This is a genomic window from Nonomuraea sp. AD125B (assembly GCF_041402765.1).
Taxonomy (GTDB): Bacteria; Actinomycetota; Actinomycetes; order Streptosporangiales; family Streptosporangiaceae; genus Nonomuraea; species Nonomuraea bangladeshensis.
Map to the genome: position 1 here is coordinate 900,867 of NZ_JBGLOU010000001.1, position 25,918 is coordinate 926,784.

General features: G+C 73.3%; 23 protein-coding genes. 2 read left to right on the top strand and 21 right to left on the bottom strand.

Annotated elements, in window-relative coordinates:
- Window positions 1-14: 14 nt before the first annotated feature.
- From ACBR40_RS04185 to ACBR40_RS04210, 6 genes are all read right to left on the bottom strand, one after another.
- Window positions 15-1,169 (bottom strand): NADH:flavin oxidoreductase, encoded by a 1,155-nt coding sequence (locus ACBR40_RS04185; protein ID WP_371247451.1) that lies wholly within the window; start codon window positions 1,167-1,169, stop codon window positions 15-17.
- 61 nt (window positions 1,170-1,230) lie between these two features.
- A complete protein-coding gene (locus tag ACBR40_RS04190) occupies window positions 1,231-1,692 on the bottom strand; it encodes a hypothetical protein (protein WP_371247452.1) in 462 nt (153 codons plus the stop codon).
- A 104-nt stretch (window positions 1,693-1,796) separates the two neighbouring features.
- Window positions 1,797-2,783 (bottom strand): LLM class flavin-dependent oxidoreductase, encoded by a 987-nt coding sequence (locus ACBR40_RS04195; RefSeq protein ID WP_371247453.1) that lies wholly within the window; start codon window positions 2,781-2,783, stop codon window positions 1,797-1,799.
- A gap of 120 nt (window positions 2,784-2,903) precedes the next feature.
- A complete protein-coding gene (locus ACBR40_RS04200) occupies window positions 2,904-4,121 on the bottom strand; it encodes an Ig-like domain-containing protein (protein WP_371247454.1) in 1,218 nt (405 codons plus the stop codon).
- A 146-nt stretch (window positions 4,122-4,267) separates the two neighbouring features.
- The gene (locus tag ACBR40_RS04205) at window positions 4,268-4,867 is read right to left on the bottom strand and encodes a dihydrofolate reductase family protein (protein ID WP_371247455.1); all 600 of its coding nucleotides are present in this window, start codon (window positions 4,865-4,867) and stop codon (window positions 4,268-4,270) included.
- Entirely contained in the window at window positions 4,864-5,700 is an 837-nt protein-coding gene (locus ACBR40_RS04210) for a metalloregulator ArsR/SmtB family transcription factor (RefSeq protein ID WP_371247456.1), read from the bottom strand. Before ACBR40_RS04210 ends, ACBR40_RS04205 begins: the two co-directional genes overlap by 4 nt.
- 88 nt (window positions 5,701-5,788) lie before the next feature.
- On the opposite strand from ACBR40_RS04210, the gene tsaA reads away from it, so the two are divergent.
- Window positions 5,789-6,190 (top strand): tRNA (N6-threonylcarbamoyladenosine(37)-N6)-methyltransferase TrmO, encoded by a 402-nt coding sequence (gene tsaA, locus ACBR40_RS04215; protein ID WP_344216070.1) that lies wholly within the window; start codon window positions 5,789-5,791, stop codon window positions 6,188-6,190.
- Between the two features lie 110 nt (window positions 6,191-6,300).
- Here tsaA and ACBR40_RS04220 read toward each other — a convergent pair whose 3' ends face one another.
- The gene (locus ACBR40_RS04220) at window positions 6,301-8,469 is read right to left on the bottom strand and encodes a hypothetical protein (RefSeq protein WP_371247457.1); all 2,169 of its coding nucleotides are present in this window, start codon (window positions 8,467-8,469) and stop codon (window positions 6,301-6,303) included.
- A 155-nt stretch (window positions 8,470-8,624) separates the two neighbouring features.
- Between ACBR40_RS04220 and ACBR40_RS04225 the strand changes: the two genes are divergently transcribed.
- Window positions 8,625-9,794: an MFS transporter gene (locus ACBR40_RS04225; protein ID WP_344216067.1), complete on the top strand. Its 1,170-nt coding sequence runs from the start codon at window positions 8,625-8,627 to the stop codon at window positions 9,792-9,794.
- Here ACBR40_RS04225 and hydA read toward each other — a convergent pair.
- The 14 genes from hydA to ACBR40_RS04295 form a co-directional block, all read right to left on the bottom strand.
- Window positions 9,769-11,175 (bottom strand): dihydropyrimidinase, encoded by a 1,407-nt coding sequence (gene hydA / locus ACBR40_RS04230; protein WP_371247458.1) that lies wholly within the window; start codon window positions 11,173-11,175, stop codon window positions 9,769-9,771. The genes ACBR40_RS04225 and hydA overlap by 26 nt on opposite strands.
- Complete coding sequence (locus tag ACBR40_RS04235) at window positions 11,172-11,561, bottom strand: gamma-glutamylcyclotransferase (RefSeq protein WP_344216063.1); 390 nt, start codon at window positions 11,559-11,561, stop codon at window positions 11,172-11,174. The genes hydA and ACBR40_RS04235 overlap by 4 nt, the downstream gene beginning before the upstream one ends.
- 13 nt (window positions 11,562-11,574) lie before the next feature.
- A complete protein-coding gene (locus ACBR40_RS04240) occupies window positions 11,575-12,369 on the bottom strand; it encodes an ATP-binding cassette domain-containing protein (RefSeq protein ID WP_371247459.1) in 795 nt (264 codons plus the stop codon).
- On the bottom strand, window positions 12,366-13,226 hold the full coding sequence (locus ACBR40_RS04245) for an ABC transporter ATP-binding protein (protein WP_371247460.1): 861 nt from the start codon (window positions 13,224-13,226) through the stop codon (window positions 12,366-12,368). The genes ACBR40_RS04240 and ACBR40_RS04245 overlap by 4 nt, the downstream gene beginning before the upstream one ends.
- Window positions 13,223-14,092, bottom strand: coding sequence for an ABC transporter permease (locus ACBR40_RS04250; protein ID WP_371247461.1), 870 nt, complete (start codon window positions 14,090-14,092; stop codon window positions 13,223-13,225). Before ACBR40_RS04250 ends, ACBR40_RS04245 begins: the two co-directional genes overlap by 4 nt.
- Entirely contained in the window at window positions 14,089-15,153 is a 1,065-nt protein-coding gene (locus tag ACBR40_RS04255) for an ABC transporter permease (protein WP_371247462.1), read from the bottom strand. The genes ACBR40_RS04250 and ACBR40_RS04255 overlap by 4 nt, the downstream gene beginning before the upstream one ends.
- A 26-nt stretch (window positions 15,154-15,179) precedes the next feature.
- On the bottom strand, window positions 15,180-16,778 hold the full coding sequence (locus ACBR40_RS04260) for an ABC transporter substrate-binding protein (RefSeq protein WP_371247463.1): 1,599 nt from the start codon (window positions 16,776-16,778) through the stop codon (window positions 15,180-15,182).
- A gap of 105 nt (window positions 16,779-16,883) precedes the next feature.
- Complete coding sequence (locus ACBR40_RS04265; protein ID WP_344216050.1) at window positions 16,884-18,617, bottom strand: hydantoinase B/oxoprolinase family protein; 1,734 nt, start codon at window positions 18,615-18,617, stop codon at window positions 16,884-16,886.
- Entirely contained in the window at window positions 18,614-20,665 is a 2,052-nt protein-coding gene (locus ACBR40_RS04270) for a hydantoinase/oxoprolinase family protein (RefSeq protein ID WP_371247464.1), read from the bottom strand. Before ACBR40_RS04270 ends, ACBR40_RS04265 begins: the two co-directional genes overlap by 4 nt.
- The gene (locus tag ACBR40_RS04275) at window positions 20,662-21,960 is read right to left on the bottom strand and encodes an amidohydrolase family protein (RefSeq protein WP_371247465.1); all 1,299 of its coding nucleotides are present in this window, start codon (window positions 21,958-21,960) and stop codon (window positions 20,662-20,664) included. The genes ACBR40_RS04270 and ACBR40_RS04275 overlap by 4 nt, the downstream gene beginning before the upstream one ends.
- An 8-nt stretch (window positions 21,961-21,968) precedes the next feature.
- A complete protein-coding gene (locus ACBR40_RS04280; protein WP_344216044.1) occupies window positions 21,969-23,126 on the bottom strand; it encodes an FAD-binding oxidoreductase in 1,158 nt (385 codons plus the stop codon).
- Window positions 23,123-24,628, bottom strand: coding sequence for an NAD(P)/FAD-dependent oxidoreductase (locus ACBR40_RS04285; protein WP_371247466.1), 1,506 nt, complete (start codon window positions 24,626-24,628; stop codon window positions 23,123-23,125). Before ACBR40_RS04285 ends, ACBR40_RS04280 begins: the two co-directional genes overlap by 4 nt.
- Window positions 24,625-24,912, bottom strand: a complete 288-nt coding sequence (locus ACBR40_RS04290; protein WP_344216040.1) for a (2Fe-2S)-binding protein — start codon at window positions 24,910-24,912, stop codon at window positions 24,625-24,627. The genes ACBR40_RS04285 and ACBR40_RS04290 overlap by 4 nt, the downstream gene beginning before the upstream one ends.
- Window positions 24,909-25,856 carry a dihydrodipicolinate synthase family protein gene (locus tag ACBR40_RS04295; protein ID WP_371247467.1) on the bottom strand — a complete coding sequence of 316 codons (948 nt, stop codon included), beginning with the start codon at window positions 25,854-25,856 and terminating at the stop codon, window positions 24,909-24,911. The genes ACBR40_RS04290 and ACBR40_RS04295 overlap by 4 nt, the downstream gene beginning before the upstream one ends.
- Window positions 25,857-25,918 lie beyond the last annotated feature (62 nt).

The window sequence follows — 25,918 nt, forward strand, 5'->3', positions numbered from 1 at the left end:
GCGAACCGATGGGCTCAGGCCAGGACGCAGCGGGTGCCGGTGTAGATCGTCGGCATGCACTTGTTGCAGTGGACGCACAGTGAGCGGGTCGCGGGGTCGGTTCGGAGGCGGTTGACGAGGTCGGGTTCGCGCAGCAGGGCGCGGGCCATGGCGACGAACGCGAAGCCCTCGGCCATGGCCAGGTTCATGGTGGCGCGCTGGCTGATGCCGCCCAGGAGGATCAGGGGTGTTTTGAGTGCGGCGCGGAAGTGGCGGGCGGAGTCGAGCAGGTAGGCCTCCTGGTAGGGGTAGGCGCGGATGAAGCGTTCGCCGGCGAGTTTGATGCCGAGGCGGGCGGGTTGTTTGAAGGTGGCGGCGAACTCGTGGATGGGGGCGTCGCCGCGGAAGAGGTACATGGGGTTGAGCAGGGAGCTGCCTGCGGTGAGTTCGAGGGCGTCGAGGCTGCCGTCGCGTTCGAGCCATTGGGCGACCTGGAGGCTTTCGTCGATGCCGAGGCCGCCGCGTACGCCGTCGTCCATGTTGAGTTTGGCGAGGATGGCGATGCGGTCGCCGACGGCGTCGCGGACGGCGCGGGCGGCGCCGAGGGCGACTTTGGCGCGGTTGGCCAGCGGGCCGCCGTACTCGTCGTCGCGCTTGTTGAGTCTGGGGGAGAGGAAGGCGCTGGCGAAGTAGTTGTGGCCGAGGTGGATCTCGACGGCGTCGAAGCCGGCTTCGGCGGCGAGCCGGGCGGCGGTGGCGTGGGCGGCGGTGATGCGTTCGATGTCGGCGGTGGTGGCGCGTCTGGTCATGGCGATGGCCTGCGGGTTGAACGCCGCGGACGGGGCGAGGGCGGGCAGGCGGTTGGATTTGCTGTTGGCGACGGGGCCGGCGTGGCCGATCTGGGCGGAGGCGGCGGCGCCTTCGGAGTGTACGGCGTCGGTGAGGCGGCGCAGGCCGGGCAGGGCGTCGGGGCGCATCCAGATCTGGCGGCGTTCGGTGCGGCCTTCGGGGGCGACGGCGCAGTAGGCGACGGTGGTCATGGCGGCGCCCCCGGCGGCGTGGGCGCGGTGGAAGGCGATGAGGTCGTCGCTGACCAGGGCGTTTCTGGTCATGCCTTCGAAGGTGGCGGCCTTGATGATGCGGTTGCGCAGGGTGAGCGGGCCGAGTTTGGCCGGTTCGAACACGTCCATGCGGGTCTCCGGGTGTCGGGGCCGCCTTCAGTCAAGCACTGACGGGGCTTTGCCTCGACCCCTATGGGGACGGCTTGTGGTGTCCTTCGAGTCGGCCGCCGAGCCGGGCGCGGAGGTCGGTCAGGAGGTCGGGGGCGGCGACGACGGTCCATCGGTCGCCGACGAGGTAGGTCCCGCCGTACGGTTGGGCTTCGTCGAGCCAGGCGCGGGCGCCGGCCTGGGTGGCGAAGGTCAGGAGGGTGTAGCGGCCTGCGGGGGTGTGGCAGCTGACTTCGCGTAGTTCGGTGGCGTCGACCTGGGGTTTCGGGTCGGTGCAGGCGACGGCTCGCTGGAGTTGTTCGAGGTCGGCGGCGGGGAGGGGTTGGTCGTCGGGAGGGGGTGGCTGTGTCGCGTGCCGGTGGGCGGTCGCGGCGTGGGCGGTGGTGGTGAGGGCCGGGTCGGGGGTGAGGAAGGTGGACACGGCCAGGCTCACGCCGATGAGGATGAGGCAGGACGCCGCGATGGACCGTACACGGTGCAGCATGTCGCCAGGTACGCAGGGGGCGGGGTCGCGGTTCAATTGCCGTGCGAGTTTTTATCGCTTGTGGCGGATCGGGAAGTGACAGCCGGCTCGGAGTTGGCGCCGTGTCAGGTGGTGAGCTGGGGGAGGACTTTTTCGCCGAACAGGCGGATCGCGCCGAGCACTTCGTCCTGGGGGAGCCCGCCGATGTCGATCAGCAGCAGGTGTGTGTCGAGGCCGAGCAGTTTCTGCTGGGCGTTGAGGCGGTCGGCGACCTCGCTGGGGTCGCCGCAGATCGCCGCTCCGGCCATGAGCTTGTCGAGGTCGATCGCGGCGCCGTCGCCGCGCCAGCGGCCGGCGAAGGAGGCGTAGGCCCGTAGGTGGGGCCGCCAGCGTTCCCGGGCGTCGCGTTGGGCGACGAACACGTGACTGGGCAGTCCGACGCGGCCGGGGGCGCGGCGCCGGTAGTGGGTGACGAGGTCGAGGTGGACGGCGGGGTCGCGCAGGGTGCTGGGGAGCATGAGCGGTAGTCCCAGGGTGGCGGCGAGGTCCGCCGAGGCGTGCGATCCGCTGCCGATCCAGACCGTGGGGTGGGGTCGCTGTACGGGTCGTGGGGCGGTGGTGACGTTCTCGAGCGGGCCGCGGTAGGTGCCGTGCCAGGTGACGTTCTCTTCGCGCAGCAGGGTGAGCAGCAGCCGGAGGTTCTCGTGGAAGCGTGGCCGTAACTCGGCGGGGGTGATGCCGAAGGCGGCGTCGGTCTCCCTGGAGACGCCGCGGGCGGCGATGAGCTCGGCTCGTCCGTCCGACAGCGCGTCGAGGGTGGCGAGCTCTTCGGCGACGCGTACGGGGTCGTGGTGGGCGAGCAGGGTGACGCCGGTGGACAGGCGCAGGGTGGTGGTGCGGGCGGCGATCGCGGCGAGCAGGAGTTGCGGCGCGGAGACGATGTAGCGGGTGAAGTGGTGCTCGCCGATGGCGATGCCGGTGAATCCGGCCTGTTCGGCGGCGACGGCCTGTTCGATCACGGCGCGCAGGCGTTCCCGCTCGGGTGGTGAGACGCCGGTGCGCGGGTCGGGCAGGTGGTCGCCGAGAACCAGCAGGTAGACCGATGCGGTCATGGAAGCCCCCGTCAGCGTGGGCGGTCGTCTGGCACCGGGACCGATCTGTGCGGATCGGTCCCGGTGGGCCGCTGATTGTGACTATAAGAGCCGACGGGGGCGGTGCGCGGGTGTGACGGGTCAGGCGTCGTTGGGACGGGGCGTCTCGGCCGGTTCGGCGGGCGTGGCCGGGGCGTCGGGCGTGTACAGGGCGCTGCCTGCTCGCCATTCCTCCCAGGACTTGGCCCACGGGGTCGGCCCGTTGCCGAACTGGAGTTTGTGCTTGGTCCCGACGATTTTGATGATGTCGCCGCGCTGGGTGAAGTTGTAGAACCAGCGGGCGTGGGAGGTGCTGGCGTTGACGCAGCCGTGGCTGACGTTGCGGTGGCCCTGGTCGCCGACCGACCAGGGGGCGGCGTGGAAGAACATGCCGCTGTAGGTCATGCGGATGTTCCATTTGGTGCGGGTCCGGTAGAGGCCGGGCAGGCCGATGGTGGCGGAGTCCATGATGATGTCGGGGGCCTTCTCCTGGGCGATCATGGTGCCGGACCAGCTTTCGAAGCCGGGTTTGCCGAGGCTGATGGGGATGGTCCTGACGACCTTGCCGTTGTTGCGGACGACGGCGCGGTGGGTGCCGTTGCGGATCTTGGTGATGTGCTCGGCGCCGACGGTGAAGGTCACCCGCCGGTCCTTGACGCCCCAGGTGCCGCGGCCGACGCGCAGCCCGGCCAGGTGCGCGACCACGGTGACCTCCTGGCCGGAGGGCCAGTACGTGCGCGGCCGGTACTGCACCTCCCGGTCGCTCACCCAGCTCCAGGAGCCCTCGACGGGTTTGGACATCTCCACCGTCAGCGCGCGCTCGACCGCCGCGCGGTCCTCCCGTGCCGGCACCGGTTTCGACAGGGTGAGCTGGATGGGCATCCCGACGCCGACGCGCTCGCCGTCCATCGGCGACATGCCGCCGTCGATCACCCGCGCCGGTTTGAGGGTGGTGAACGTGGCCCGCTCGGTGACCTGCCGGCCGTCGGTGCCGACGGCGCGTGCCCGCACGGTGTACGTGGTGGAGGGTTTGAGCGGCCACTGGGGCCGCCAGGTGCCGTCGGCGCCGGCGCTGCCGCTGATCTGGCGTCCGTCGGCGTCGGTGACGGCCACTGCGGTGATCTGGCCGTCGGCGACCTTGACGGTGATGCCGGCGTCCGGGGCCACCTTCCGCGTGCCGTCGGCGGGCGTGATGAGCAGCCTGGCCGGGGCGCCTTGCGGCTGCCGCGCCGGGGCGCCGGGCTCGCCGGGGGCGCATGCCGCGGTCAGGAGCAGCACCGCGGTGCAGGCGCTGAGGAGTAGGGTGCCGCCGGTCCGCATCGTGTGTGCCTCCAGTTCCCCGCAAGTAGGCATAAGTGGGGCTAGTAGCCTCTTAGTGATACGGATAGCGGCATTCCCACTACTGACAGTAATCATGCCGAGATGTCGCAATCGGCCGGTGATCACGCCATATCAGCGGGCTTCTTCTAGCGGACGCGGTCGTAGACCAGGGCGAGCTCGCCCAGGTCGCCGCCGCGCTGGTGGGTGAGCCGCCACTTCGAGGCCGGCAGGCCGTCGTCGAACAGCCGCTGCCCGCCCCCGGCGATCTCGGGGGTGATGAGGAGGTGGAGCCGGTCGAGCAGGTCGGCCGCCAGGAGCGGCTTGATGACGCTGGCGCTGCTGTTGACGAGGATGTCGCCGCCGCCGGCGGCCTTCAGCTCGGTGACGACGTCGGCGGCGGGGGCGTTCACCACGCGGGTGCGTTCCCACGGGGCCTCGGTCAGGGTGGTGGACAGGACCACCTTCTCGGTGCCGACCAGCCATTGGGCGTATCCGCGGTCGCGCGGGTCGGCGTCGCCGTCGTCGGCGACCGAGGGCCAGTAGCCCATGAAGCCCTCGGCGTTGACCCGGCCGAGCAGCGCCGTGGTCGCGTTCTCCCAGATGCGGTTCATGTGGTCGCGCGCGACCTCGCTGGTGACGTAGGGGGCGAAGGCGGCGAAGTCGCCCGGCCCGCCGGGGCCGTGGTAACGCCCGTCGAGGGTGAGGCTCAGGTTCGCGGTCACTTTGCGGCCGGTCGGCTGGTTCATTTCGTGCTCCTGGTGGTGGGGAGGTCGGTGAGGATCGCGGCGAGCTTGTCGAGGCTCTGGCCGAAGCCGATCTCGATGCCCGCGACGAAGTCCGCGGACTCGACCGCGCTGTCGGTGATGCGGAAGCGGACGTCGAGGTCGGTGCCGGCGGCGGCGGGCCGGAGGGCGAGGTCGAGGTGGGCGGTGAAGGCGGGGGTGCCGTCGGGGAGCTCGGGGGAGAGCCGGTAGGCCAGGTGCTCGCCGGGCCGTACGTCGTCGACCACGCCCCGCGCCCGCCCGACGACCAGGTCGGAGCCGTCGGCGTCCTCGGCGTCGCGGTACTCGTGGACGATCCGGCCGCCCTGGCGCGCCTCGAAGACGAGCTCGGAGACGCGCAGGTCCTGCGGCGTCCACCAGCGGGCGAGCAGGCCGGCCTCGGTCAGGTGCCGCCAGACCTCCTCCGGGCTCCCGGCCAGGGACCGGTGGAAGGTGAAGGAGCGGCCGTCGGCCCATCCCGGCTCCCGGGCGGCGAGCCGTTCGGCCTGGAGGGTGAGTCCGTAGCGGTCGTAGGTCTCGCGGGAGCCGCCGGCCCGGTCGGCGGTGTCGGCGAGCCGGGTGAGCGCGGCCGCCAGCTCCCGCAGCGGCCCGGCCCGCAGCGCGTAGACGCGGCGCTGGCCGGAGCGCTGGGAGGTGACGAGGCCGGCGCGTTCGAGGTTTTGCAGGTGCTTGGTCGTCTGGGGCTGGCGGGCTCCGGCGAGCTGGGCGAGCACCCCGACGGGCCGGGGCCGCTCGGCCAGCAGCTCCACGAGCCGCAGGCGGGCCGGGTCGGCCAGTGCGGTGAGGATCGCGTCCATGCCGAGAAGTATTCACCACAGAGAATATTCCTGTCAACGAATATTTTCGGGGTGGCGCTCCGGGGGCGGGCTGCGGTAGGGAGAGATCATGACGTACGAGATCCGGGTGATCGGCGCGGTCGAGTCGCCCCTGGCGGATCGCGCGAGCGCGCCAAAGCAGGGCCATGAGGGCGCACCCGAAGCCTGGCTGGCGTTCGACCCGGCGATGGCGGAGGGGATCGGCGATCTCGCGGCCGGTGACGAGGTGTTCGTCCTGACCTGGCTGCACCTCGCCGACCGGACCGTGACGGCCGTGCGCCCGCGCGACGACCCGCGCAACCCGCTGACGGGGGTCTTCAGCACCCGCTCCGCCGACCGGCCCAACCCGATCGGGCTGCACCGGGTGCGGGTGCTCGCGGTGGACGGGCTCCGGGTGCGGGTGGCCGGGCTGGAGGCCGTGGACGGCACGCCGGTCATCGACGTGAAACCGGTCCTGGACGCGGCGCGCTAGGCGCCCGCGTCCAGGACCGAAGCGAAGGGCGAGGAAAGCGGGAAGGCTGGAGAGCTCTTTACGAAGAAAGAAGAAGGAAGCCCACCCATGGCCTCGCGATCCGCACCCTATCAGGCGGGGATCAGCTCGTGCAGCGTCGCCGGCGTGTAGACCCGCGCCCCCTCCGGCGCGTCGGCGGGAGCCTGCAGCCCGAGGTAGGTGGTGTGGTCGCCGGTCCCGCCCCTGCGGGCCAGCAGGGCGGCCAGGTGGCGGACCGTGAGGTACTCGCGTTCGACGATCGAGCGCACCAGCAGGGCCGTGCTCAGCCGGTTGCCCTCGACCTGGTTGAAGGCGGGGCTGCCCTTCAGGTAGAGGTGCAGCCACTTGGCCCGCCAGCGGCCGTCGCCGCCGCGCAGGAAGACCAGCGGCAGCGCGACGCTGCCCGCGCCGCGCAGGTCGGACTTCATCCGCACCGTACGCGGCTCGAACGGCAGGCCCTGCTGCACGAGGTCCCTGGTCATGAACCCGAAGAACGCCTCCGCCGCCTGGTCGAAGGGCTCACCGTCGTAGACGTTGACCTGGGGGATGACGACCGGGCGGGTCGCGCGGGCGAGGACGACGTCGATGAACTCGCTCGCGCCCTGGGCGGCCGTGGTCAGGTCGCCGGAGTAGGTGGCGAAGTCGTTGGTGTAGTTCGTCCACGAGATGTACTCGGGGTCGCCGTAGGCGTCGTCCAGCATGAGCGCCGACAGGTCGTAGTCGGTGCGGCGCGCGGTCTGGCGCCAGTGGACGAAGAAGCGCAGCAGTTCCCCCTCGACCGGCGCCGTCGAGCCGCGCGGCAGCATGCCGAGGCCGGGCGCGGCCGCCTTGCCCGACAGCGGCAGCGCGACGTCGAGCATGGCGGGCTCGACGACGAGCCTGCCGAGGTCGGGCAGCCGCCGCGTGATCTCCTCGTCCAGGAGGCCGGCCGCCTGCGCCAGCACGCCGGCGGAGAGCGGGGGGCGGGTGTCGGCGCTCGTCCAGGCGCGGCCGTGCCGGTTGACGAAGACGCGCCCTGCGGCCGGGGCGAGCCGGTTGTGCAGGTGCTCGCGCAGCGACAGCAGCACCCGGCCGGACGCGGCCCGCGCCGCCTGGGCGGCCGCCGCCAGCACCCGCTCCGGGTCGGTGCCGGTGCGCAGCAGGTGGTCCAGCCGGCGCAGCAGCGCGCCGGGGGAACGTTCCAGCAGCTCGACCGCCTCGTCGGTGCGCCCGGCGGCCAGCGCCGTCTCCACGCGGCCGCCGAGCCCGCGCGCCGGGCGCTCGCCGCGGGCGACGTCGAAGACGTGCGCCGCGCGCGGCAGGTGCGGGTACTCGTGCGGGTGCAGGCGTTCGCCGAGCCGTTTCCACGGCTCGCGCAGGCGGGGCACGTCGCCGAGGGCGGCGTCCGTGGCGACGGCGTCCAGGGCCTTGAGCAGGGCACGGCGCTCGGCGCGGCGGAAGGAGCGGAACCGGGTGGCGGTGGCGAGCGTGACGTCGCCGCCGGAGGCGCCGCAGGCCAGGCGGAGCACGTCGGTCACGGTGTCCACGAGCAGCGGCAGGCCGGCGGCCAGGCGCGCCGCGTTGACGACGGCGCGGTTCTCCCGCACGGGGATGTGCTCCGGGGCCTCGCCGGCGGCCGGCTCGGGCAGGTGCCCGGCGCAGTACGCGGCCAGCTCGCGCAGCGCCGCCAGGTCCTCGGCCGGCAGCGGCACCCGCGAGCCGGCGAGCGACAGGTACAGCTCACGCGCCTCCGACCGCAGGTCGCCACCCAGGTCCAGCACGGTGACGCGGTCGCCGGCCAGCGGGATCAGCTCGGCGTGCGCGGCCAGCAGGTCGGCGTAGGCGTGCGGGTAGCTGCCGTAGTCGGGCAGGGTGAGCAGGTTCAGCGTCCGCGGCGTGACCGCCTGGTCGGAGGCGTCCGGGCCGAGCAGCGAACGCCACATCAGGCTGGTCCAGAACTCGGCCGTGCCGGGGACGTTGCGCGGGAAGTCGATGAAGTAGGCGTTGTGGCGGACGTGGTCGCCGGCCAGCTCGCGGACGGCGGCCAGGATCCGCAGGCCGAGGTCGATCACGTGCTCCACGCTCAGCCCCGACAGCCGCTCCAGCAGCGCCGGCGAGCAGGCGAAGCCGGCGGTCAGCAGCGCGGCGTCGAGCTGGCGGGCGGCCACCACGCCCCGGCCCGGCCGGCCGCCGTCGGAGGCGCCGTCGGAGGCGCCGCCGGGGCCGGCGTCCAGGGGCACGCGTAACCTGCGGGTGATGACGAGGCTTTCCAGGTTGTCCACCGGCGTACTTTATCGCCGTTGCCGCAGGGCAGATGATCGCGCTGAGCGGCGAAAACCCGTTGCCGGGGAATGCTCCGCGATCGTATGGTTTTGCGCTCGTGATCACAGTGGTGGAGCGAGTCCTGCCCGCGCGGCTCGGGACAGGATTTCGATGGTTGCTGGCCTCGAGCTGGCTGACGAATCTCGGGGACGGTGTCGCCGCCGCGGCGGGCCCCCTGCTGATCGCGACGCTGACCCGCGACCCGCTGATGATCTCGCTGTCGGCCCTGGTGGCGTGGGCGCCGCCGCTGGTGTTCAGCCTGTACGCGGGCGTGCTGTCGGACCGCCACGACCGGCGCGTGATCGTGCTGGTCGCCAACGCGGCACGGGCCGTGGTGCTGGCGGCGCTCGTCGTGCTCATGATGACCGGCGCCCTGACCGTGGCGACGGCGCTGATCGCGCTCACGCTGCGCTCGGTCGCCGAGGTCTTCGCCGACAACGCGACCGCCACGCTGACCCCGATGCTGGTCGACCGGGACGACCTCGTCGTCGCCAACGCCCGCCTGGGCACCGGGTTCATCACGCTCAACCAGCTCGCCGGGCCGCCGGTCGGCGCGGCGCTGTTCGGGCTGGGCCTGGCCTGGCCGTTCGCCGGGCAGCTGCTGCTGGTGGCGGCGGGGATCGTGCTGGTCTCGCGGGTGAGGCTGCCGCCGCGCGAGCTGCCGGCCGCGGGCCGCAGGCCGAACGCCTGGCGTGAGCTGGTGGAGGGCTTCGGCTGGACCGTGCGGCACGCGGCGGTCCGCACGCTGGCGCTCACCATCCTGATCTTCAACTTCACGTTCGGCGCGGCCTGGTCGGTCCTCGTCCTCTACACCCAGGAGCAGCTCGGCCTCGGCGCGCTCGGCTTCGGGCTGATGACCACCATCGGCGGGATCGGCGGCCTGCTCGGCACCAGCGTGTACGGGGCCGTCACCCGCAGGCTCAGCCTCGGCGCGCTGATGCGGATCGGGCTCATCATCGAGACGTTCACCCATCTGGGCCTGGCCCTGACCCACTCGCCGTGGGTCGCCGGAGCCATCTTCCTGGCCTTCGGCGCCCACGCCTTCATCTGGGGCACCACCTCGGTCACCGTGCGCCAGCGCGCGGTCCCGCACGAGCTGCAGGGCCGGGTGGGCAGCGTCAACACCGTCTCCACCTACGCCGGTCTCGTGGTCGGCTCGCTGATCGGCGGCATGCTCGCCACCCGGTTCGGCGTCGCGGCGCCCTTCTGGTTCGCCTTCGCCGGGTCGGCGGTGTTCGTGGTCCTGCTGTGGCGGCAGCTCATGCACATCGCCCACGAGGAGTGATCGGGCGGGCGCGCAGGTGCCGGCCGCGCGGCTCGGGGTCGGTGAGCACGCCGTCGTGGACCACGACCCGGCCGCCGACCAGCACCGTACGCGGCCGTCCCGTCACCGCCCTGCCCTCGTAGGGCGTGTAGTCCGTCGCCATGTGGAGCGCGCCCGAGGTGATCGTCCAGCGGGCGGCCGGGTCCCAGACGGCGACGTCGGCGTCGGCGCCCGGCATGAGGGTGCCCTTGCGCGGATACAGGCCGTTGGCGCGCGCCGGATTGGCCGCGGTCAGCTCCACGAACCGGGTGGCGGGCAGGGCGCCGCCCGCCACGAACTCCGAGAAGATCACCGGCAGCCGGGTCTCGACGCCCGGCAGGCCGTTCGGCATGGCGCGCACGTCGGCGCGGCGCGACTGCTTCTGCGCCACGTCGTAGCAGCAGTGGTCGCTGCCGATCGTGCTGATCTCGCCGGTGGCCAGGTGGCGGGCCAGCCCGTCCACGACGGGGCGCGGGCGCAGCGGCGGGCAGCACACGAACCGCTCGGGGTCGGGCCCGGCGTACAGGCCGTCGTCCAGGACCAGGTGGTGGGCGACGGACTCGGTCCAGGCGGCCAGGCCGCGCCGGCGGGCCGCGGCGACCAGCTCGACGGCCTCGGGCGTGGACTGGTGGACGAAGTAGACCGGCGCCTTCAGCGACTCGGCGATGGCCAGCACCTCGGCGACCGACGCGGTCTCGGCCAGCTCGGGACGGGTGGCCGCCATGTGCTCGGCGCCGATCCTGCCGTCGTGGGAGCAGCGCGTCTGGGTGTCCTCGATGATGTGGTTGGCCTCGCAGTGGATCACCACCATGCCGCCGAGGTCGCGCAGCGTCGACATGGTCTTCAGGATGGTGTCCTCGTCGGCCATCGTCTCGCCGCGGTAGGTGGTGAACATCTTCACCGTCGGCATGCCGTCGGCGACCAGCGAGCGCAGCTGCTCGGGCACCGTGTCGTCCCATGCGACGACGCAGGCGTGCAGGGCGCTGTCGCACAGGCCGCCGGCGGCCTTGGCGCGCTGGGCGTGGGCGGCGTCGGCGGGTGACTGGCCGGGGCGCGGGATGGCGAAGTCCACGATGGTGGTGGTGCCGCCGAAGACCGCGGCCGTCGTGCACTGGCGGTAGTCGTCGAGCGAGGTGAAGTCGCCGGAGGTGAAGCCGACGTGGCAGTGCGGGTCGACGCCGCCGGGCAGCACCAGCATGCCGGCGGCGTCGATCTCGGCCGTGCCGGGCGGGGCGGGCGTGCCGGGCTCGGCCAGCGCCGTGACCTTGCCGCCGGCGATGAACACGTCCGCCGGGGCGCTCCAGGCGGCCTCGGCGACCGTGCCGCCGCGGATCACCACCGGCTCGTGCGAGGACCCGCTCATCGGCCCGCTCCGGCCAGGTGCGCCCGCCAGCCGCCGGCCTCGCTGATGTCGGTGACGCCCGGCGCGCCCAGCGCCTCGGCGCGCATCCGCATCGACAGCGAGCCGCTGCCGTCGGCCAGCTCGATCACGCCCAGCTCCAGCTCGGGCGGTTCGCCCGGCAGCAGGTGCTCGCGCAGGATCTCGTAGGTGACCTCGTACAGCTCGCCGGGCACCGCGTGGCCGCCCGCGCCGACGGGGTGGAGGCCGGGGAACTCCTCGCGTACGGAGTAGAACCGGTAGAGGGGCGCGGTCGTCGCCGGGCCGAGGAAGCGCGCGCCGGCCAGCGCGGTGTTCAGGCTGCCGCCTGACATGGCCTGGCCGTTGACGAACATGCGCAGATTCTCCATGGGGTGCTCCTTCTCAGAGGCCGGAGGGACGCTGCCGGGCGAGCGCCGGGTCGGGGACGGGCACGGCGTCGAGCAGCGAGCGGGTGTAGGGGTGCGCGGCGTCGCCGTAGATCTGCTCGCGGGTGCCGATCTCGGCGAGCCCGCCGTCGAGCATGACGGCCACCCGGTCGCACAGGTAGTAGACGACCGCGAGGTCGTGGGCGATGAACAGGATCGACAGGCCCAGCCGTTCGCGCAGGTCGCGCAGCAGGTTCAGCACCTGGGCCTGGACCGAGACGTCGAGTGAGGAGACCGGCTCGTCGCAGATGAGCAGCCGCGGCTCCACGGCGAGCGCGCGGGCGACGGAGATGCGCTGGCGCTGCCCGCCGGAGAACGAGCGCGGATGGCGGTCCAGGTGCTCGGCCGACATGCCGACCGTCTCCAGCAGCTCGGCGGCCCGCGCGCGGCGGCGCCGCCGGTCCGGCTCCAGCCCGTGCACGAGCAGCGGCTCGCCGATGAGCTCGGCCACGGTCATGCGCGGGTTCAGCGACGAGTACGGGTCCTGGAAGACCATCTGCATGTCGGCGCGCAGCGCCCGCAGCTCGCGCCGCCCGGCGGCCAGCACGTCGCGGCCGCCGAGCAGGATCTGCCCGCTGTCGGGGCGGGTGAGGCGGGTGATGCAGCGCGCGGTGGTGGACTTGCCGGAACCGGACTCGCCGACCAGGCCGAGCACCTCGCCCGGCGCCACGTCGAAAGAGACGCCGTCCAGGACGCGCCGCCCGCCGAAGGTCTTGACCAGGTCGCGGACCTGGAGCAGCGGCTCGCTCACGATCCCTCCTCCTCGTGGCCGGGGGCGCCGATGACGGCGAGCGGCCGGGTGACGTCGCCGCCGATGCGGGGGACGGCGGCCAGCAGCGCCTTGGTGTACGGGTCGCGGGGCGCGGCGTAGATCTGCTCGACGGTGCCGGTCTCGACGGGCCGGCCGTGGCGCATCACGACCGCCCGCTGGGCGAACCCGGCGACGATGCCGAGGTCGTGGGTGATGAGCAGGATGGACATGCCGCGCTCGTCGGCCAGTTCGCGCAGCAGCTCCAGCACCCGGGCCTGGACGCGTACGTCGAGCGCCGTGGTGGGCTCGTCGGCGATGAGCAGCGCGGGCTCGGCGATGACCGCGATGGCGATCACCACGCGCTGCCGCATGCCGCCGGAGAACTGGTGCGGGTAGTCGTCGGCGCGGTGCTCGGCGTCGCGCACGCCCAGCCGTTCCAGCAGGTCGACGGCGCGGCGGCGGGCGACCTTCCTGGGCACGCCGCGGATGACGAGCGGCTGCATGACCTGGCGGCCGATCGTCATGACCGGGTTGAGCGAGGCCAGCGGGTCCTGGAAGACGAGGCCGACGCGGCCGCCGCGGATCTCGCGCATCCTGCGCGGCGGCAGCGTCAGCAGGTCGACGCCCTCCAGCTCGATGCGGCCGGACAGGCGCGCGTCGGGGTCGAGGCGGAGCACGGCGCGCGCCGTGACGGACTTGCCGGACCCGGACTCGCCGACCAGGGCGACCCGCTCGCCGGGGGCGAGGTCGAGGTCCACGCCGTGGACGACCTGCGCGGGACCGGCCGGCGACGGGTAGGAGATCCGCAGGTCGCGGACGCGCAGCAGGGGTCCGGTGCTCAGGGGTTCGGTGCTCATCGTGCCTCCCGGCGGATCGTCGGGTCGTTGCGCACCCGCAGCCAGTCGCCCACCAGGTTGAAGGCCAGGGCGGTCAGCAGCAGGGCCAGGCCCGGGAAGGCCACGGCCCACCAGGCGTTGGTGAGGTTGTTGGCCTCGCCGGCGATCATCGCGCCCCATTCGGCGGAGGGCACCTGGGCGCCGACGCCGATGAAGGACAGGCCGGAGATCACCAGCATGACCGCGCCGACGTCCACGGTCGTCTGCACGTAGAGGGTGTTGAGCGCGTTGGGCAGGATGTGGCGGAAGATCAGCCGGCCCTGGGGGACGCCCAGGACGCGGGCCGCGTCGACGTACTCGGCGTCCTTGACCTCGCGCACCAGCGTGCGGGCCAGGCGGGCGTAGCCGGGCCACCAGGTCACCGACAGGGCGATGACGGCGGAGGACAGGCCGGGCCCGAGCGCGGCCGACAGGCCGAGGGCCAGGATGATCGCCGGAAGCGACAGGCCGATGTCGGTGATGCGCATCAGCACCTCGTCGACGACCTTGCCGCCGAGCGCGGCCACGGTGCCGATCAGGACGCCGATCACGGTGGAGGCGGCGATGACGACCAGCGTGGCGGGCAGGGTGACGCGGGCGCCGAAAAGGACGCGGCTCAGCACGTCCCGGCCGTTGGCGTCGGTGCCGAACCAGTGCTCGGCCGAGGGCGGAAGCAGCGCGTCGGTCAGGTTCACCGCGTACGGGTCGTGCGGCGCGAGGAGCGGCCCGACGGCCGCCATCGCGACCACGACGACGACCACCGCCAGGGCGGCGCCCTCCACGAACGGCACCCGGTGCCGGATCCGGGCCGCCACGGCGGCTGTGGCCCCGGTCGTGGCTGCGCTCATGCGGGCACCTCCGTCCTGGCCGCCTCGGCGGAGGCGGCCGGGCGGCGGGCGCGGCCGCCGGTATGGCGCAGCCGCGGGTTGAGCCAGAGCTGGACGAGGTCGACGGCGATGTTCGCCAGCACGAAGACCACTCCGATCACGAGTACGGTGCCGATCACGGCGTACAGGTCGTTCTGCAGGACCGCGGTCACCGCGTAGGCGCCGATGCCGGTCCTGCCGAAGACGGACTCGACCAGGACGGTGGAGCCGAGCATCCAGCCGAGCTGCATGCCGAGGATGGTGCTGGCCGGCACCAGCGCGTTGCGCAGCCCGTGCAGCACCACCACGCGCAGCTCCGACGCGCCGGTGGCGCGGGCGAGCTGGACGTAGTCGGAGCTGAGCGCGGTGAGCATCGAGGAGCGCACCGTCCTCGCCACCACCGCCACGAACGACGCGGCGAGCGTGATCGCCGGCAGCACCAGGTGCGCGGCGGCGTCGGCGAAGGCCGCCAGGTCGCCGCCGAGCAGCGCGTCCACCGACGTCATGCCGGTGATCGCGGGCACCTGCCGGCCGAAGGACAGCTGCCCGGTGAGGGGCAGCGCCCTGAGCTGGGCGGCGAAGACGAGCTGGAGCATCAGGCCGAGCCAGAAGACCGGCATGGCCGCGCCCAGCAGGGTGATCAGCCGGGCGGCGGCGTCCGCCGCCCGGCCGCTGCGCCAGGCGGCGTAGGCGCCCAGGGGCACCGCCACCACGATGTTGATCACCATGGCGGCGAGGACCAGCTCCACCGAGGAGGGCAGCATGGCCGCGACATCCTCCAGCACCGGCCGCTGGGTGAACACCGACGTCCCGAGATCCCCCTGCAGCAGCCGTCCCATGTAGGCCAGGAACTGGTCCCACAGCGGCCGGTCCAGGCCCAGGCGGGCGGCGACGGCGGCGACCTGCTCGGCCGTCGCGTTGCGCCCGGCGGCCGCGCGGGCGGGGTCGCCGGGCAGCACCTGGGTCATCAGGAACGTGACGACGGCGAGGCCGAGCAGCACGACGACGCTCGTGACGAGCCGCCGGAGCAGCAGACGGGCCATGCGGAGTCCCTCCTCGTGCCGGTGGGTCAGCCGACCTGGACCTTGTAGACGTCCACGGTCTGGTGGTGGGCGGGCTGGTAGGTGTAGCCGGTCAGGCCCTTGCGCAGGACCGTCACGTACTGCGAGTTGGCCATGTTGATGGCGTAGTGGTCGGCGGCGATGAGCTGCTGGGCCTTGCCGTAGGCGGCGCACCGCTCGCTCTCGTCGGTGGCGCGCTGGCCCTGCTCGACGAGCTTGTCGACCTCGGGGTTGTCGTAGCCGCCGCTGTTCTGGCCGTTGTTGATGAAGGTGGAGTGGAACTGCACGTACAGGACCGCGTCCGGGTCCGGGTAGGCCGGGAAGCCGTAGATCATGCCGAGGTCGGGCGTGGTCTCGTTGGTCTTCATGCGGTCCACGTACTGCGGGTAGGTGATCGCTTCGAGGTTGAGGGTGACGCCGATCTCGGCCAGGTTGGACTGCAGCAGCGTGGCGGCCTGCTCCATCTCGGCGGTGGCCTTCAGGTACGTCATGGTGAGCTTGACGCCGCTCAGCCCGGCGTCGGCGAGGATCTGCTTGGCCTTGGCCACGTCGCGGGCCGGCTGCGGGGCGGAGGAGTCGAAGCAGGTCATGCCGCTCGGCAGCACGCCGACGGCTTTCTTGCCGGCGCCCTTGAGGATGGCGCTGATGTGCTGGTCGTAGTCGTAGGCGTGGCTGAGGGCCTCACGCAGCTTCGGGTTCGACAGCGGCGAGTCCTTCATCTTGGCGAACACGTACAGCTGCACGTTGGTGTCGGCCTTGTCGACCGTGAACCCGGAGCTTTCCATGCCCGCCCAGTCGGTGGGCGCGATGTCCATGGCGATGTCGATGTCGCCCGAGGTCAGCGCCGTCTTCTGGGTGGCGGCCTGCGGCAGGTAGCGGAACACCACGTCCTTGGCCTGGTTGGTGAAGCCGCCCCAGTAGCCGTCGTGGCGGGTGAAGCGGGCCTCCTGGTTGGCGGTGTAGCCGGTCAGCTTGTACGGCCCCGACCCGGCGTCGTTGGAGGCGAGCCACTTCTGGCCGTCGTCGCCGCCGGCGTTGGCGGTGACGAGCTTGGAGTTGAGCAGGTAGACGCGGGTGAGGGCGGAGGCGAACGGCGCGTACGGCTGCTTGAGCCTGATCGTGGCGTGGGTGTCGTCGGTGACCTCGGTGGAGTCGTAGGCCTTGACCAGGGAGGCCACGCCGATGCCGAGCCGGGCGATGCGGTCCAGGGTGTACTTCACGTCGGCGGCGGTCAGCTTGGCGCCGTCGTGGAAGGTCACGTCGTCGCGGAGGGTGACGTCGAGCGCGGTGCCGTCGTCGTTGAACTTCCACGCGGTGGCGACCGACGGCGCGAGCTCGCTGCCCTCGTAGCGCAGCAGCGTGTCGTAGGCGGGCACGGCCACCTCGTCCACAGTGGAGTTGTCCGCCTGGACGGGGTCGAAGGTCGCCGGCGGCTCGTTCTCGGCGATGATCAGCGTCTGCTTGCGGGCGTCCGTGCCGCCGCCGGCGGCGGAGCCGCCGCCTCCGCACGCCGCGAGGGCGAGGGAGGCGGCCACGGCTGCCGCGACCAGGCGCAAGGGACGGACCCGGCGGGACCGGCCCGCCGTCGGGGGGATGGGGTGGGACATGGATCTTCTACCCTTCATGAGTACGCCGTCGCGGCGGTCAGCCGTGCCCGGACGGTGGGCCCGGCGATGGGTCCGGCGGTGGGCCCGGCGGTGGGCCCGGGGCGGTCAGGAACCCGAGGCGGCCGATCGTGACGCCCTGGCGGGCGTGGGCTCCCAGCCGCCGGAGGGGTCCACGACGACGCCGTAGATCCGCTCCGCCGCCTGCGCGCTGACGTAGCCGTCGAGCACGTCGGCGACCACGGCGGCCGGGTCGCGGTCGAGCGGGTCGCCGTAGCCGCCGCCGCCCGCGGTGCGGTTGACGAAGCGGTCCCCCGCCCGCATCGTCGCCCGGTACATGCCGACCCGCTTGGCCCGGTCGGTGCCCGGCCAGAGCACCATCTCGCTCGGCTCGGGCTCCTGGCCGCCGTCCAGCGCCCAGGGGCGGGTCTTGCTCTTCTTCTTCATCGACAGCACCTCGCCGTCGGCGAGGTAGCGGACCTGCCGCAGCACGCCGACGCCGCCGCGGTGCCGGCCGGCCCCGCCGGAGTCGGGGATGAGTTCGAGCCGCTCGTGAAAGACGGTCGACTTGTGCTCCAGGACCTCGATCGGGGTGTTGCGCACGACGCTCTGCGACGGGTGCTGCTGGGCGTTGGCGCCGTCGTGGTCCTTGTGCGCGCCCCAGCCGATGCCCTCGTTGTTGCTGATGACGAAGTCCGACCCGGTACGCGGGTCGTGGCCGAGCGCCATGAAGCCCGGCTCGTCGCCGCCCGAGGACGCCGGGATGTCGTCGAGCACCTGCGCCAGCGCCTTGTGCAGCAGCTCGAAGGCGACGATGCCGCTCCACTGCGTGAACGTCGCCACCGGGTACTGGGCGTTGAAGAAGTTGCCCGGGTCGGCCTTGACGGTCAGCGCCCGGTAGTGGCCGGCGTTGGACGGCTCGCGCGCCGTCGTCAGCTCCTTGAACGTGGCCTTGGCCAGGCTCTCGGTCGCGCCGATCGGCAGGTTGACCGGGCCGAGCACGGCCCCGTCGGAGCCGTTGAAGTCGACCTCCATGCGGTCGCCGTCGATGGTGACCTTGACCTCCATGCGGATGAGGTCGTCGGTGATGCCGTCGTCGTCGCAGTAGTCCGCGGCCGTCCACGTGCCGTCGGGCAGGGCGGCCACGGCCTTGCGGGCGACCCGCTCGCCGTGCTCGATGATCTGCCTGATGGCCTGGTCCACGGTGTCGCCGCCGAACTTCTCCCACACCTGGGCCAGCCGGTTCTCGCCGGTGCGCAGCGCCGCGAGCTGGGCGTGGAAGTCGCCGATGGTCAGGTCGGGCAGGCGCGAGTTGAAGCGGATCAGCTCGATGATGTCCCGTACGACCTCGCCCCGGCTGACGATCTTCGTGCCCGGGAAGATGAGGCCTTCCTGGTGCATGTCGGTCGAGTCCAGGACGTAGCCGGGGGCCTTGGCGCCCAGGTCCATCCAGTGCGCGCGGACCGCCAGGTAGGCCGCAGGGCCGTCGTGCCCGTCGCGGAACACCGGCGCGAACAGCATCGCGTCGTAGGAGTGGGCGCCGCTCCAGTACGGGTAGTTCAGCAGGTAGACGTCGCCGGGCGCGAGGTTGTCGCGGCCGACGTACTCCACGCCCTTGACGATGGCGTAGTCGTTGGCGCCCAGGAAGGACGTGATGCCGGCCGCCTCGGCGGTCAGGTCGAGGTCGGCGTTGTAGATGGAGATGCCGAAGTCGAGCACCTCGTAGATGACCGGGTTGAACGCCGCCCGCACCAGGGTGCGGCGCATCTGCTCGCCCACCGAGACCAGGTAGTTCCTGATCACCTCGACGGTGGCGCCGTCCAGCCGCTCGCCCGTGCTCATGCCTGGCCTCCCGTGATCACCAGTTGCCCGTATCGGTCGACGGTGAGCTGCTGGTCTCCGAAGATGACCGTGGTGGAGGTGCCTTCCTCCACGATGGCCGGCCCGCTCACCTCGTGGCCGGCGCCCAGGGTGGCCCGCGCGTACACCGGGAAGGCGACCGTCTCGCCGGAGGCGACGTCGAACGCCGGTCGCTCGCCGACCGGTTCCGGGACGGCGCTGCCCGCCGGCGGCAGCTCGCGCAGGCCCGGCTTGGACAGCCGGCCGACCGCGCGCACCCGCAGCGTCAGGATCTGGCCCGGCTCCGGCATCGCGTGGCCGTAGCGGGCCTCGTGCTGCGCGCTGAAACGGGCCAGCACGGCGGCCGCGGTGTCGCCGGGCACCAGGTCGATGCCGAGGCTGTGCTCCTGGCCGTGGTAGCGCACGTCCAGGCGGCGGATCAGGGTGCGGTCCTCGGGCTTGACGCCCTGCGCGGACAGCACCTCCTCGCCCTGGCCCTCCAGCTCGGCGAACGCCTCCTCCAGCCCGGCCAGCGTCTCGTCGGTCAGCGGGCGCAGGACGGTGGTGGCGAACTCGTACTCCAGGTCCGACATGAGCATGCCGAAGGCCGAGAACGCGGCCGGCACCTGCGGCACGATCGTGGTCGCGATGCCCATCTCGCGGGCCAGCATCGGCGCGAGCAGCGGCCCGGCCCCGCCGAAGGCCAGCAGCGCGAACTCGCGCGGGTCCAGCGCCCGCTCCACGGTGATCTCGCGCAGCGCGCCCACCGTGCGGGCCAGCAGCACCTGGAAGACGCTGGCCGCGGCCCTGGTGACGTCCACGCCGAGCGGCTCGGCGAGCTTGGCCGCGACGGCGTCGCGGGCGGCGTCGGCGTCGATCGTCATGTCGCCGTCCAGGAACCCCGACGGGTCGAGGTAGCCGAGGACGAGCGCCACGTCGGTCACGGTCGGCTCGGTGCCGCCCGCCCGGTAGGCGACCGGTCCCGGCACCGCGCCGGCGCTGTGCGGGCCGACCTTCAGCAGGCCCTCGTCGATCCAGGCGATCGAGCCGCCGCCGGCGCCGACGGTGCGGATGTCGAAGATCGGGATGAGCAGCGGGAAGCCGTCGATGCCGGCCTCGTGCACCTCGCCGGGCTCGCCGTCCTCGATCACGCAGCAGTCGAGGCTGGTGCCGCCCACGTCGAACGTGATGACCTTGGCCAGGCTCTGCTCGCGGGCCAGGAAGGAGGCGCCGACGACGCCGCCCGCAGGGCCGGACAGCACCGTCATCAGGGGCGCCTGGCGGGCCAGCTCGGAGGTCATCGCGCCGCCGCCCGAGCGCATGATGTGCAGCGGGTGGGTCAGCCCGGCGTCGTTCAGCCGCGACTCCAGGGTGGCGATGTAGTCGTTCAGCACCGGCCGGATGTAGGCGTCGAGGGTGACGGTGCTGGTGCGCTCGTACTCGCGGTACTCGCGGGTGATGTCGGTCGAGGTCGAGACCGACACCTCGGGGTAGGTTTCGCGCAGGATGCGGGCGGCCAGCCGCTCGTGCTCGGGGTTGGCGTAGGAGTGCAGGAAGCAGACGGCCAGCGAGCGCAGGCCGTGCTCCTCCACCAGCAGCCGCCCGGCCTCGCGGACCGCGTCCTCGTCCAGCGGCTCGATCACGGTGCCCTGGGCGTCGATGCGGCCCGGCACGCCGGTGCGGTGGCGGCGGGGGACGAGGGGCGGCGGCGGGGCGTAGGAGAAGTCGTACATGTGCTGGGCGGGCACGTTGGCGCGGGCGATCTCCAGCAGGTCGCGGAAGCCCTCGTTGGTGATGATCCCGACGTCGGCGCCGCGCCGCTGCAGGATCGCGTTGAGGCCGAGCGTGGTGCCGTGGACGAACGCCTCCACGTCGTCCAGCCGGCCGGCGAGCCCGCCGACGGCGTCGAGCACGCCGCGCGCGGGGGCGTCGGGGGTGGTGGAGGCCTTGTGCAGCCGCAGCTCGCCGGTGGTGTCGTCGTAGGAGATCGCGTCGACGAACGTGCCGCCGATGTCGACGGCGAAGCGGGTGCGGCCGGGGTCCTGGCTCACTGGGCGCCCTCCGTGGGGTGGATGTCGGGAACGGCGGGAACGGCGGGCAGGTCGTCGCGGACGATCCGCCCGGCCTGCATGACGAAGGAGATCCGGCGCAGCGCGGACAGGTCGTTCAGCGGGTCGCGCTCGGTGACGATCAGGTCGGCGAGGTGGCCCTCCTCGACGGCGCCGGCCTGCCCCCGCAGGCCGACCAGCCGGGCCGCTTCGAGGGTGCCGGAGCGCAGCGCCTGCTCGGTGCTGAGCCCGGCCTCGGCCAGGAACTCCATCTCCCGGACCGCGACGACGGTGTCCTCGATGGGCTCGCCGGGCGGGTAGTCGGTGCCGGCCAGGAACGTGATGCCCGGCTTGTCCGGGTCGTCGGGGTCGGCGACGCCGGCCGCGATGGCGGTGCGGATGCTGGCCAGGTGGCCGGGGCCGACCTCCAGGGCCCGCTCGATCTGCCAGGGGGTGAAGGAGTGCTCGGCCATCCACTCGGGGCAGCGGGTCACGCACAGCGTCGGCGTCAGGTACACCCGCTGGGCGGCCATCTGGCGGGCGGTGTCGGCGTCGAGCTCGTAGGCGTGCTCGTAGCCGCGCACGCCCGCGCTGAGCGCCTCGCGGATGGCCGAGCCGGCGCCGGCGTGGGCGGTGACGTACGTGTTGTGCTCCTCGGCGGCGCGGACCACGGCGCGCATCTCGTCGATCGTCATCTGCGCGCCGGTGAACGACTCGCCCTGGTGGGCGATGCCGCCGGTGATGAAGATCTTGATGAGGTCGGCGCCGGCGGCCAGCTCGGCGCGGGCGGCCCGCAGGAAGGAGTCGTAGCCGTCGGCGTAGACGCAGGCGCTGCCGTGGCCGTGGCCGCCGGTCGTGGAGATGGCGCGGCCGGCGCCCACGATCCGCGGCGCCTCCACCCATCCCTGGCCGGCGGCGGTGCGGACGAGGAGGTCGGCGCGGTTCTGCTCGTGCACGGAGCGGATGGTGGTGACGCCCGCGTACAGCGCGTCACGGGCCCGGGACAGGGCGCGCAGCGCCGTGATGCCGGAGTCCTCCGCCTCGTCGGTGGCCGAGAACGGGTAGACCACCGACAGGTGCGTGTGCACCGAGATCAGCCCGGGCAGCAGGTAGCGTCCGTCCAGCCGCACGGTGCGCGCCCCGGGAGGCGGCGCGTCGGCGGTGAGGCGGTCGATCCGCCCGCCCCGCACGACGACGTTGGTGTCCCGCCGGACCTTGCCCGACCGCACGTCCACGACATGCCCGCCGGACAGCCACACCGGCTCGTTCGCGGGCGCTCGCCCGTCTGTCGCTGTCACCTGTCTCCTCATCTCTTCTTCTCGGGGAGGTCTTGCATGAGCCGCTCCGGTCCCAGGTCGGAGATGTCCACGGGCGGCTCGGCGCCGGCCACGAGGCGGCGCAGGGTCTCCGCCCACAGGGGGGCGAAGGTGAACGCGTACGTGCCGCCCGCGACGAGGAACCCCGGGCTGCCCGGCACCTCGCCGATCACCGGCATCTCGTCGGGGGTGGCGGCGAGCGGCCCCGCCCACGCCCGCAGCAGGCGCAGCCCCCGCACGAACGGCAGGATCCGCACGGCCAGCGCCATGTTGCCCACCATGCTGTCCACGCCCGCGTCGCTGCGGCCGTCGAGGTTGAGCCGGCGGGCCGGCCAGCCGCCGCCGACCAGCAGGTTGCCCGCGCTGACCTGTTTGACCGACAGGCCCTCGCCGATGTGCTGGACCAGGTGCGGCAGCCCGGCGGGGGAGCGGACGGTGGCGTGCATCTGGATCGCCACCGGGGCCAGGTCGAGCGTGATCCCCGCGAGCGCGGCGATCCGGTGCAGCCACGGCCCGGCCACGTCGATCACCACCGGCGCCGCGACCTGCCGCGGGCCGGCCGTCACCCGCCAGCCGCCGCCGTCGCGGGCGACGCCGGTGACCGGCGCGAACGGCACCACCTCGGCGCCGTGCCGCACCGCGTCGTCCAGGTAGGCCGGGGTGACCTTCAGCGGGTTGGCGTAGCCGTCGAGCGGGCACCAGGTTGCGGCGGCGACGCTCGGCCCGAGCTGGGGCAGCGCCGCGCGGGCCGCGTCGCCGTCGAGGATCTCGGTGGTGATGCCCGCCGCGTTCTCCCAGGCCTGCTTGTCGTGCAGCTCGCGGACCTGGGCGGGGGTCTCGGCGACGGTGAAGCCGCCGCTGCGGCGCAGCTCGACCGAGGCGTCCAGGTCGTCCTCCACGTCCTGCCACAGGTCGCTCGCGGCGCGTTGCAGGGGCGTGAAGCGGGCGCTGTCGAGGGGGACGGCCTGGCCGGGGCGGCGGGTGTGGACCGCCTGCACGTGCAGGTTGCCCGCGGTGGTGCCCGAGCCCTCGCGGCCGGGGGCGCCGCGTTCCAGCACCACGACCCGGTGGCCGTCGCGGGCGAGCCGGCTGGCGGCCGCCGCGCCGAGCACGCCGGCGCCGATGATCACCACGTCGGCGGTCGTCATGCGGCCTCCCCTTCGCCGGCCGGCTCAGGCCGGGCCATCTCTGTGCGGGCCGACTCAGATCGGGCCGGCCCAGGCCGGGCCAGCTCGGATCGGGCCTGGTCAGATCCGGCCTGGTCAGATCCGGCCGGCTCGGATGCGGCCATCTCCAGGAGGGTCGTCACCGGGACGGGGCGGACCGGGAGGCGGGACGGGAAGACGTCCGGGGACGTCCTGGCCACGGCCGAGACGGCGAAGCCGCACTCGCGGCCCTGGCAGGGGCCCATGCCCGCGCGGGTCCACGCCTTGGTGGCGTTCACGTCGCCGGCCGTGGTCCCGGCGACTCTGCGGACCTCGCCCGCGGGGACGGCCTCGCAGCGGCACAGCGTGGCGGTGTCCGGCAGCGCGCCCGGCAGCAGCCTCGCCAGCTCGGCAGGAGCCGGGTAGAGCGCGTCGGTCAGCTTCTTGAAACGTTCCAGGCGGCGGCCGGTCCTGGCCAGGCCGTGGAGTTCGGCGGCGGGGACGTCGTGTCCCTCGCGGGCGAGGATGTCGAGGGCGGCCGCGAGGCCCCGGGCCGCCGCGGTGGGCGCGCCGCCGATGCCCGCCGCCTCGCCGATGACGTACACGTCGTCGCGGGTGGCTCGGCCGGAGGCGGTGAGGACCGGCGTCGCGTCGCCGGTCGCCGGGTCCGTACGCACGGCGCAGCCCAGCATCCTGGCCAGGTCGGACTGCGGGCGGAAGCCGTAGCCGACGCAGAGCGCGTCCACGGCGACCGTGCGCACCGCCCGCGTGGGAGCGGCCGTGGCGGCCAGCGTCACGGACGTGACCCGGTCGCCGCCGTCGGCGCGCACGACCACGGTGTCCTGCCAGAGCGGCACGCGGGCGCGGGCCAGGCGGGCGGCGTACCCGGCCAGCTCGCGCAGCCGCGCGGGGTGGCGTACGGCGCCGAGCGCCCGCAGGCCGGGCCGGTAGGGGTGGCCGGCCTCGGCGATCCCGGCGACGGTCACGCCGAGGGCCAGCAGCGAGCAGGCGACGGGAAGAAGGAACGGTCCAGAGCCGGCCAGCAGCACGCGCTCGCCGATCGGCGTGTGGTCGGCGGCGGCCAGGTGCTGGGCGAAACCGGGCGTGGTCACGCCGGGCAGCTGCCAGCCGGGGAAGGGGAAGGGGCGCTCGTAGGCGCCGGTGGCGACGATCACGTACCGGCCGCGCAGGCGCACCGGGTGCTCGGCGGGGTCGGAGACCAGCAGCGTGCGGCCGTCGTCGTCGACGCCCCAGACCAGGTGGCCGGTGCGGCACTCGACGCCCGCCGCGCGTACGGCCTCGACCAGGCGGCGGCCCTCGGGACGGTGCTCGCCCCAGACGCGGGCGACCTCGGGGGCCGGGCGGCGGAAGTACTGGCCGCCCAGCTCGGGCTGCTCGTCCAGGACGGTCACGCTCAGCCCGGCGGCCGCCAGCCGGCGGGCCGCGGCGAGCCCGGCGGGGCCGCCGCCGACGATCACGACGTCCCGCTCCTCGTGGCGGCTCATGCCAGCTCCTCCGCGCCGGCCGTCTCGACGCGCATGCCGGGACGCACCGGGGTCAGGCAGGCCCGCACGCCGGGACGCCCGTCCACGGTCACCTCGCACTCCAGGCAGATCCCCATGCCGCAGAACGGGCCGCGCGGCTCGTCGCTGACCGGGTTGCGGCGAAAGGCCCAGATGCGGTCACCGACGAGCGCGGCGGCCAGGCTGACGCCCTTGACGGCGTTCACGGGCCGGCCGTTGACCTCGATCGTGACGGTGCTCGGGGTGGCCGGCGCCTTCGCGCTCATCCCCGGGCTCCGAGCGCGGCCTTCAGGCCCGACTCGGTGAGCACGGCGTCGATCGCCCGCAGCCGCGTCTCGTCCTCGATCGGCAGCAGCGGCGGCCGTACGTGGCCGCCCGGCTGGCCGAGCAGCCGCATGGCGGCCTTGAGCTGGGCGATGGGCGAGCCGAACACGCCGCTGTAGTCGGGGTTGATCAGCCGCGAGGACAGCGCCGTGTAGCGGTCGGCCCAGGCGCGGGCGGCGGCGGCGTCGCGGGCGGCGACCGCCTCGTAGTAGGGGACGGCGAACGGGGCGCCCATGCCGCCGCCGTCGATGTTGCCGTCGCCGCCGAGCTCCATGAGCACGGCCAGGCCGCGCCGGTGCAGGAAGCTGCCGAACACCCGGACCCGGTCGCTGACCGCCTCGACCGTGCCGAGCATGCGCAGCCAGTCGCCGGTGCTGTCCTTGATGGCGACGACGTTGTCCAGGTCCGCCAGCCGCGCGGCCAGCCCCGGATGGGCGGAGATGTCCACGGCGACGCCGCGCGGCCAGTTGTAGACCATGAACGGCAGGGCGGTGGCCGAGCTGAGGCGGTCGTAGAAGTGCACGATCTCGTCCGGCCCCGGGTGGACGTACGGCGGGGGCGTGGCGAGCAGCCCGTCGGCGCCGGCCTCGGCGGCGTGGCGGGCCAGGGCGATCGCCTCGTCCGGGGTGTAGGCGGTGACGCCGGCGATCACGGGGAAGCGGCCGGCGACCTCGTCCACCGCGATCTCGACGACCCGGCGGCGCTCGCCGGTGCTCTGGCTGAACCACTCGCCGGTGCTGCCGTTGACCAGGACCCCGTGCACTCCCTGCGCGGCGTACAGACGCAGGAGCGCGCGCCAGGACTCCTCGTCGAGGAGCCCGTCGGCGGTGAAGGGTGTGGGGGCGGCCGGCCAGTAGCCGTGCCAGGTGACGTCGTCGCGGTCCATGCGGTTCTCGACCTCGCGGGGTTGGTTTGGGATCGATTGCACAAGGTTGTAGCAACGCGTTG

Bases quoted from the DNA above. Each gene is read 5' to 3' on its own strand.
- ACBR40_RS04245 (WP_371247460.1), bottom strand. From the start codon at position 13,226: ATGAGCACCGAACCCCTGAGCACCGGACCCCTGCTGCGCGTCCGCGAC.
- ACBR40_RS04285 (WP_371247466.1), bottom strand. From the start codon at position 24,628: ATGAGCCGCCACGAGGAGCGGGACGTCGTGATCGTCGGCGGCGGCCCC.
- ACBR40_RS04265 (WP_344216050.1), bottom strand. From the start codon at position 18,617: ATGAGCACGGGCGAGCGGCTGGACGGCGCCACCGTCGAGGTGATCAGG.
- hydA (WP_371247458.1), bottom strand. From the start codon at position 11,175: ATGAGCGGGTCCTCGCACGAGCCGGTGGTGATCCGCGGCGGCACGGTC.
- ACBR40_RS04200 (WP_371247454.1), bottom strand. From the start codon at position 4,121: ATGCGGACCGGCGGCACCCTACTCCTCAGCGCCTGCACCGCGGTGCTG.
- tsaA (WP_344216070.1), top strand. From the start codon at position 5,789: ATGACGTACGAGATCCGGGTGATCGGCGCGGTCGAGTCGCCCCTGGCG.
- ACBR40_RS04205 (WP_371247455.1), bottom strand. From the start codon at position 4,867: ATGAACCAGCCGACCGGCCGCAAAGTGACCGCGAACCTGAGCCTCACC.
- ACBR40_RS04260 (WP_371247463.1), bottom strand. From the start codon at position 16,778: ATGTCCCACCCCATCCCCCCGACGGCGGGCCGGTCCCGCCGGGTCCGT.
- ACBR40_RS04280 (WP_344216044.1), bottom strand. From the start codon at position 23,126: ATGACGACCGCCGACGTGGTGATCATCGGCGCCGGCGTGCTCGGCGCG.
- ACBR40_RS04290 (WP_344216040.1), bottom strand. From the start codon at position 24,912: ATGAGCGCGAAGGCGCCGGCCACCCCGAGCACCGTCACGATCGAGGTC.
- ACBR40_RS04185 (WP_371247451.1), bottom strand. From the start codon at position 1,169: ATGGACGTGTTCGAACCGGCCAAACTCGGCCCGCTCACCCTGCGCAAC.
- ACBR40_RS04210 (WP_371247456.1), bottom strand. From the start codon at position 5,700: ATGGACGCGATCCTCACCGCACTGGCCGACCCGGCCCGCCTGCGGCTC.
- ACBR40_RS04295 (WP_371247467.1), bottom strand. From the start codon at position 25,856: ATGGACCGCGACGACGTCACCTGGCACGGCTACTGGCCGGCCGCCCCC.
- ACBR40_RS04235 (WP_344216063.1), bottom strand. From the start codon at position 11,561: ATGGAGAATCTGCGCATGTTCGTCAACGGCCAGGCCATGTCAGGCGGC.
- ACBR40_RS04195 (WP_371247453.1), bottom strand. From the start codon at position 2,783: ATGACCGCATCGGTCTACCTGCTGGTTCTCGGCGACCACCTGCCCGAC.
- ACBR40_RS04190 (WP_371247452.1), bottom strand. From the start codon at position 1,692: ATGCTGCACCGTGTACGGTCCATCGCGGCGTCCTGCCTCATCCTCATC.
- ACBR40_RS04250 (WP_371247461.1), bottom strand. From the start codon at position 14,092: ATGAGCGCAGCCACGACCGGGGCCACAGCCGCCGTGGCGGCCCGGATC.
- ACBR40_RS04255 (WP_371247462.1), bottom strand. From the start codon at position 15,153: ATGGCCCGTCTGCTGCTCCGGCGGCTCGTCACGAGCGTCGTCGTGCTG.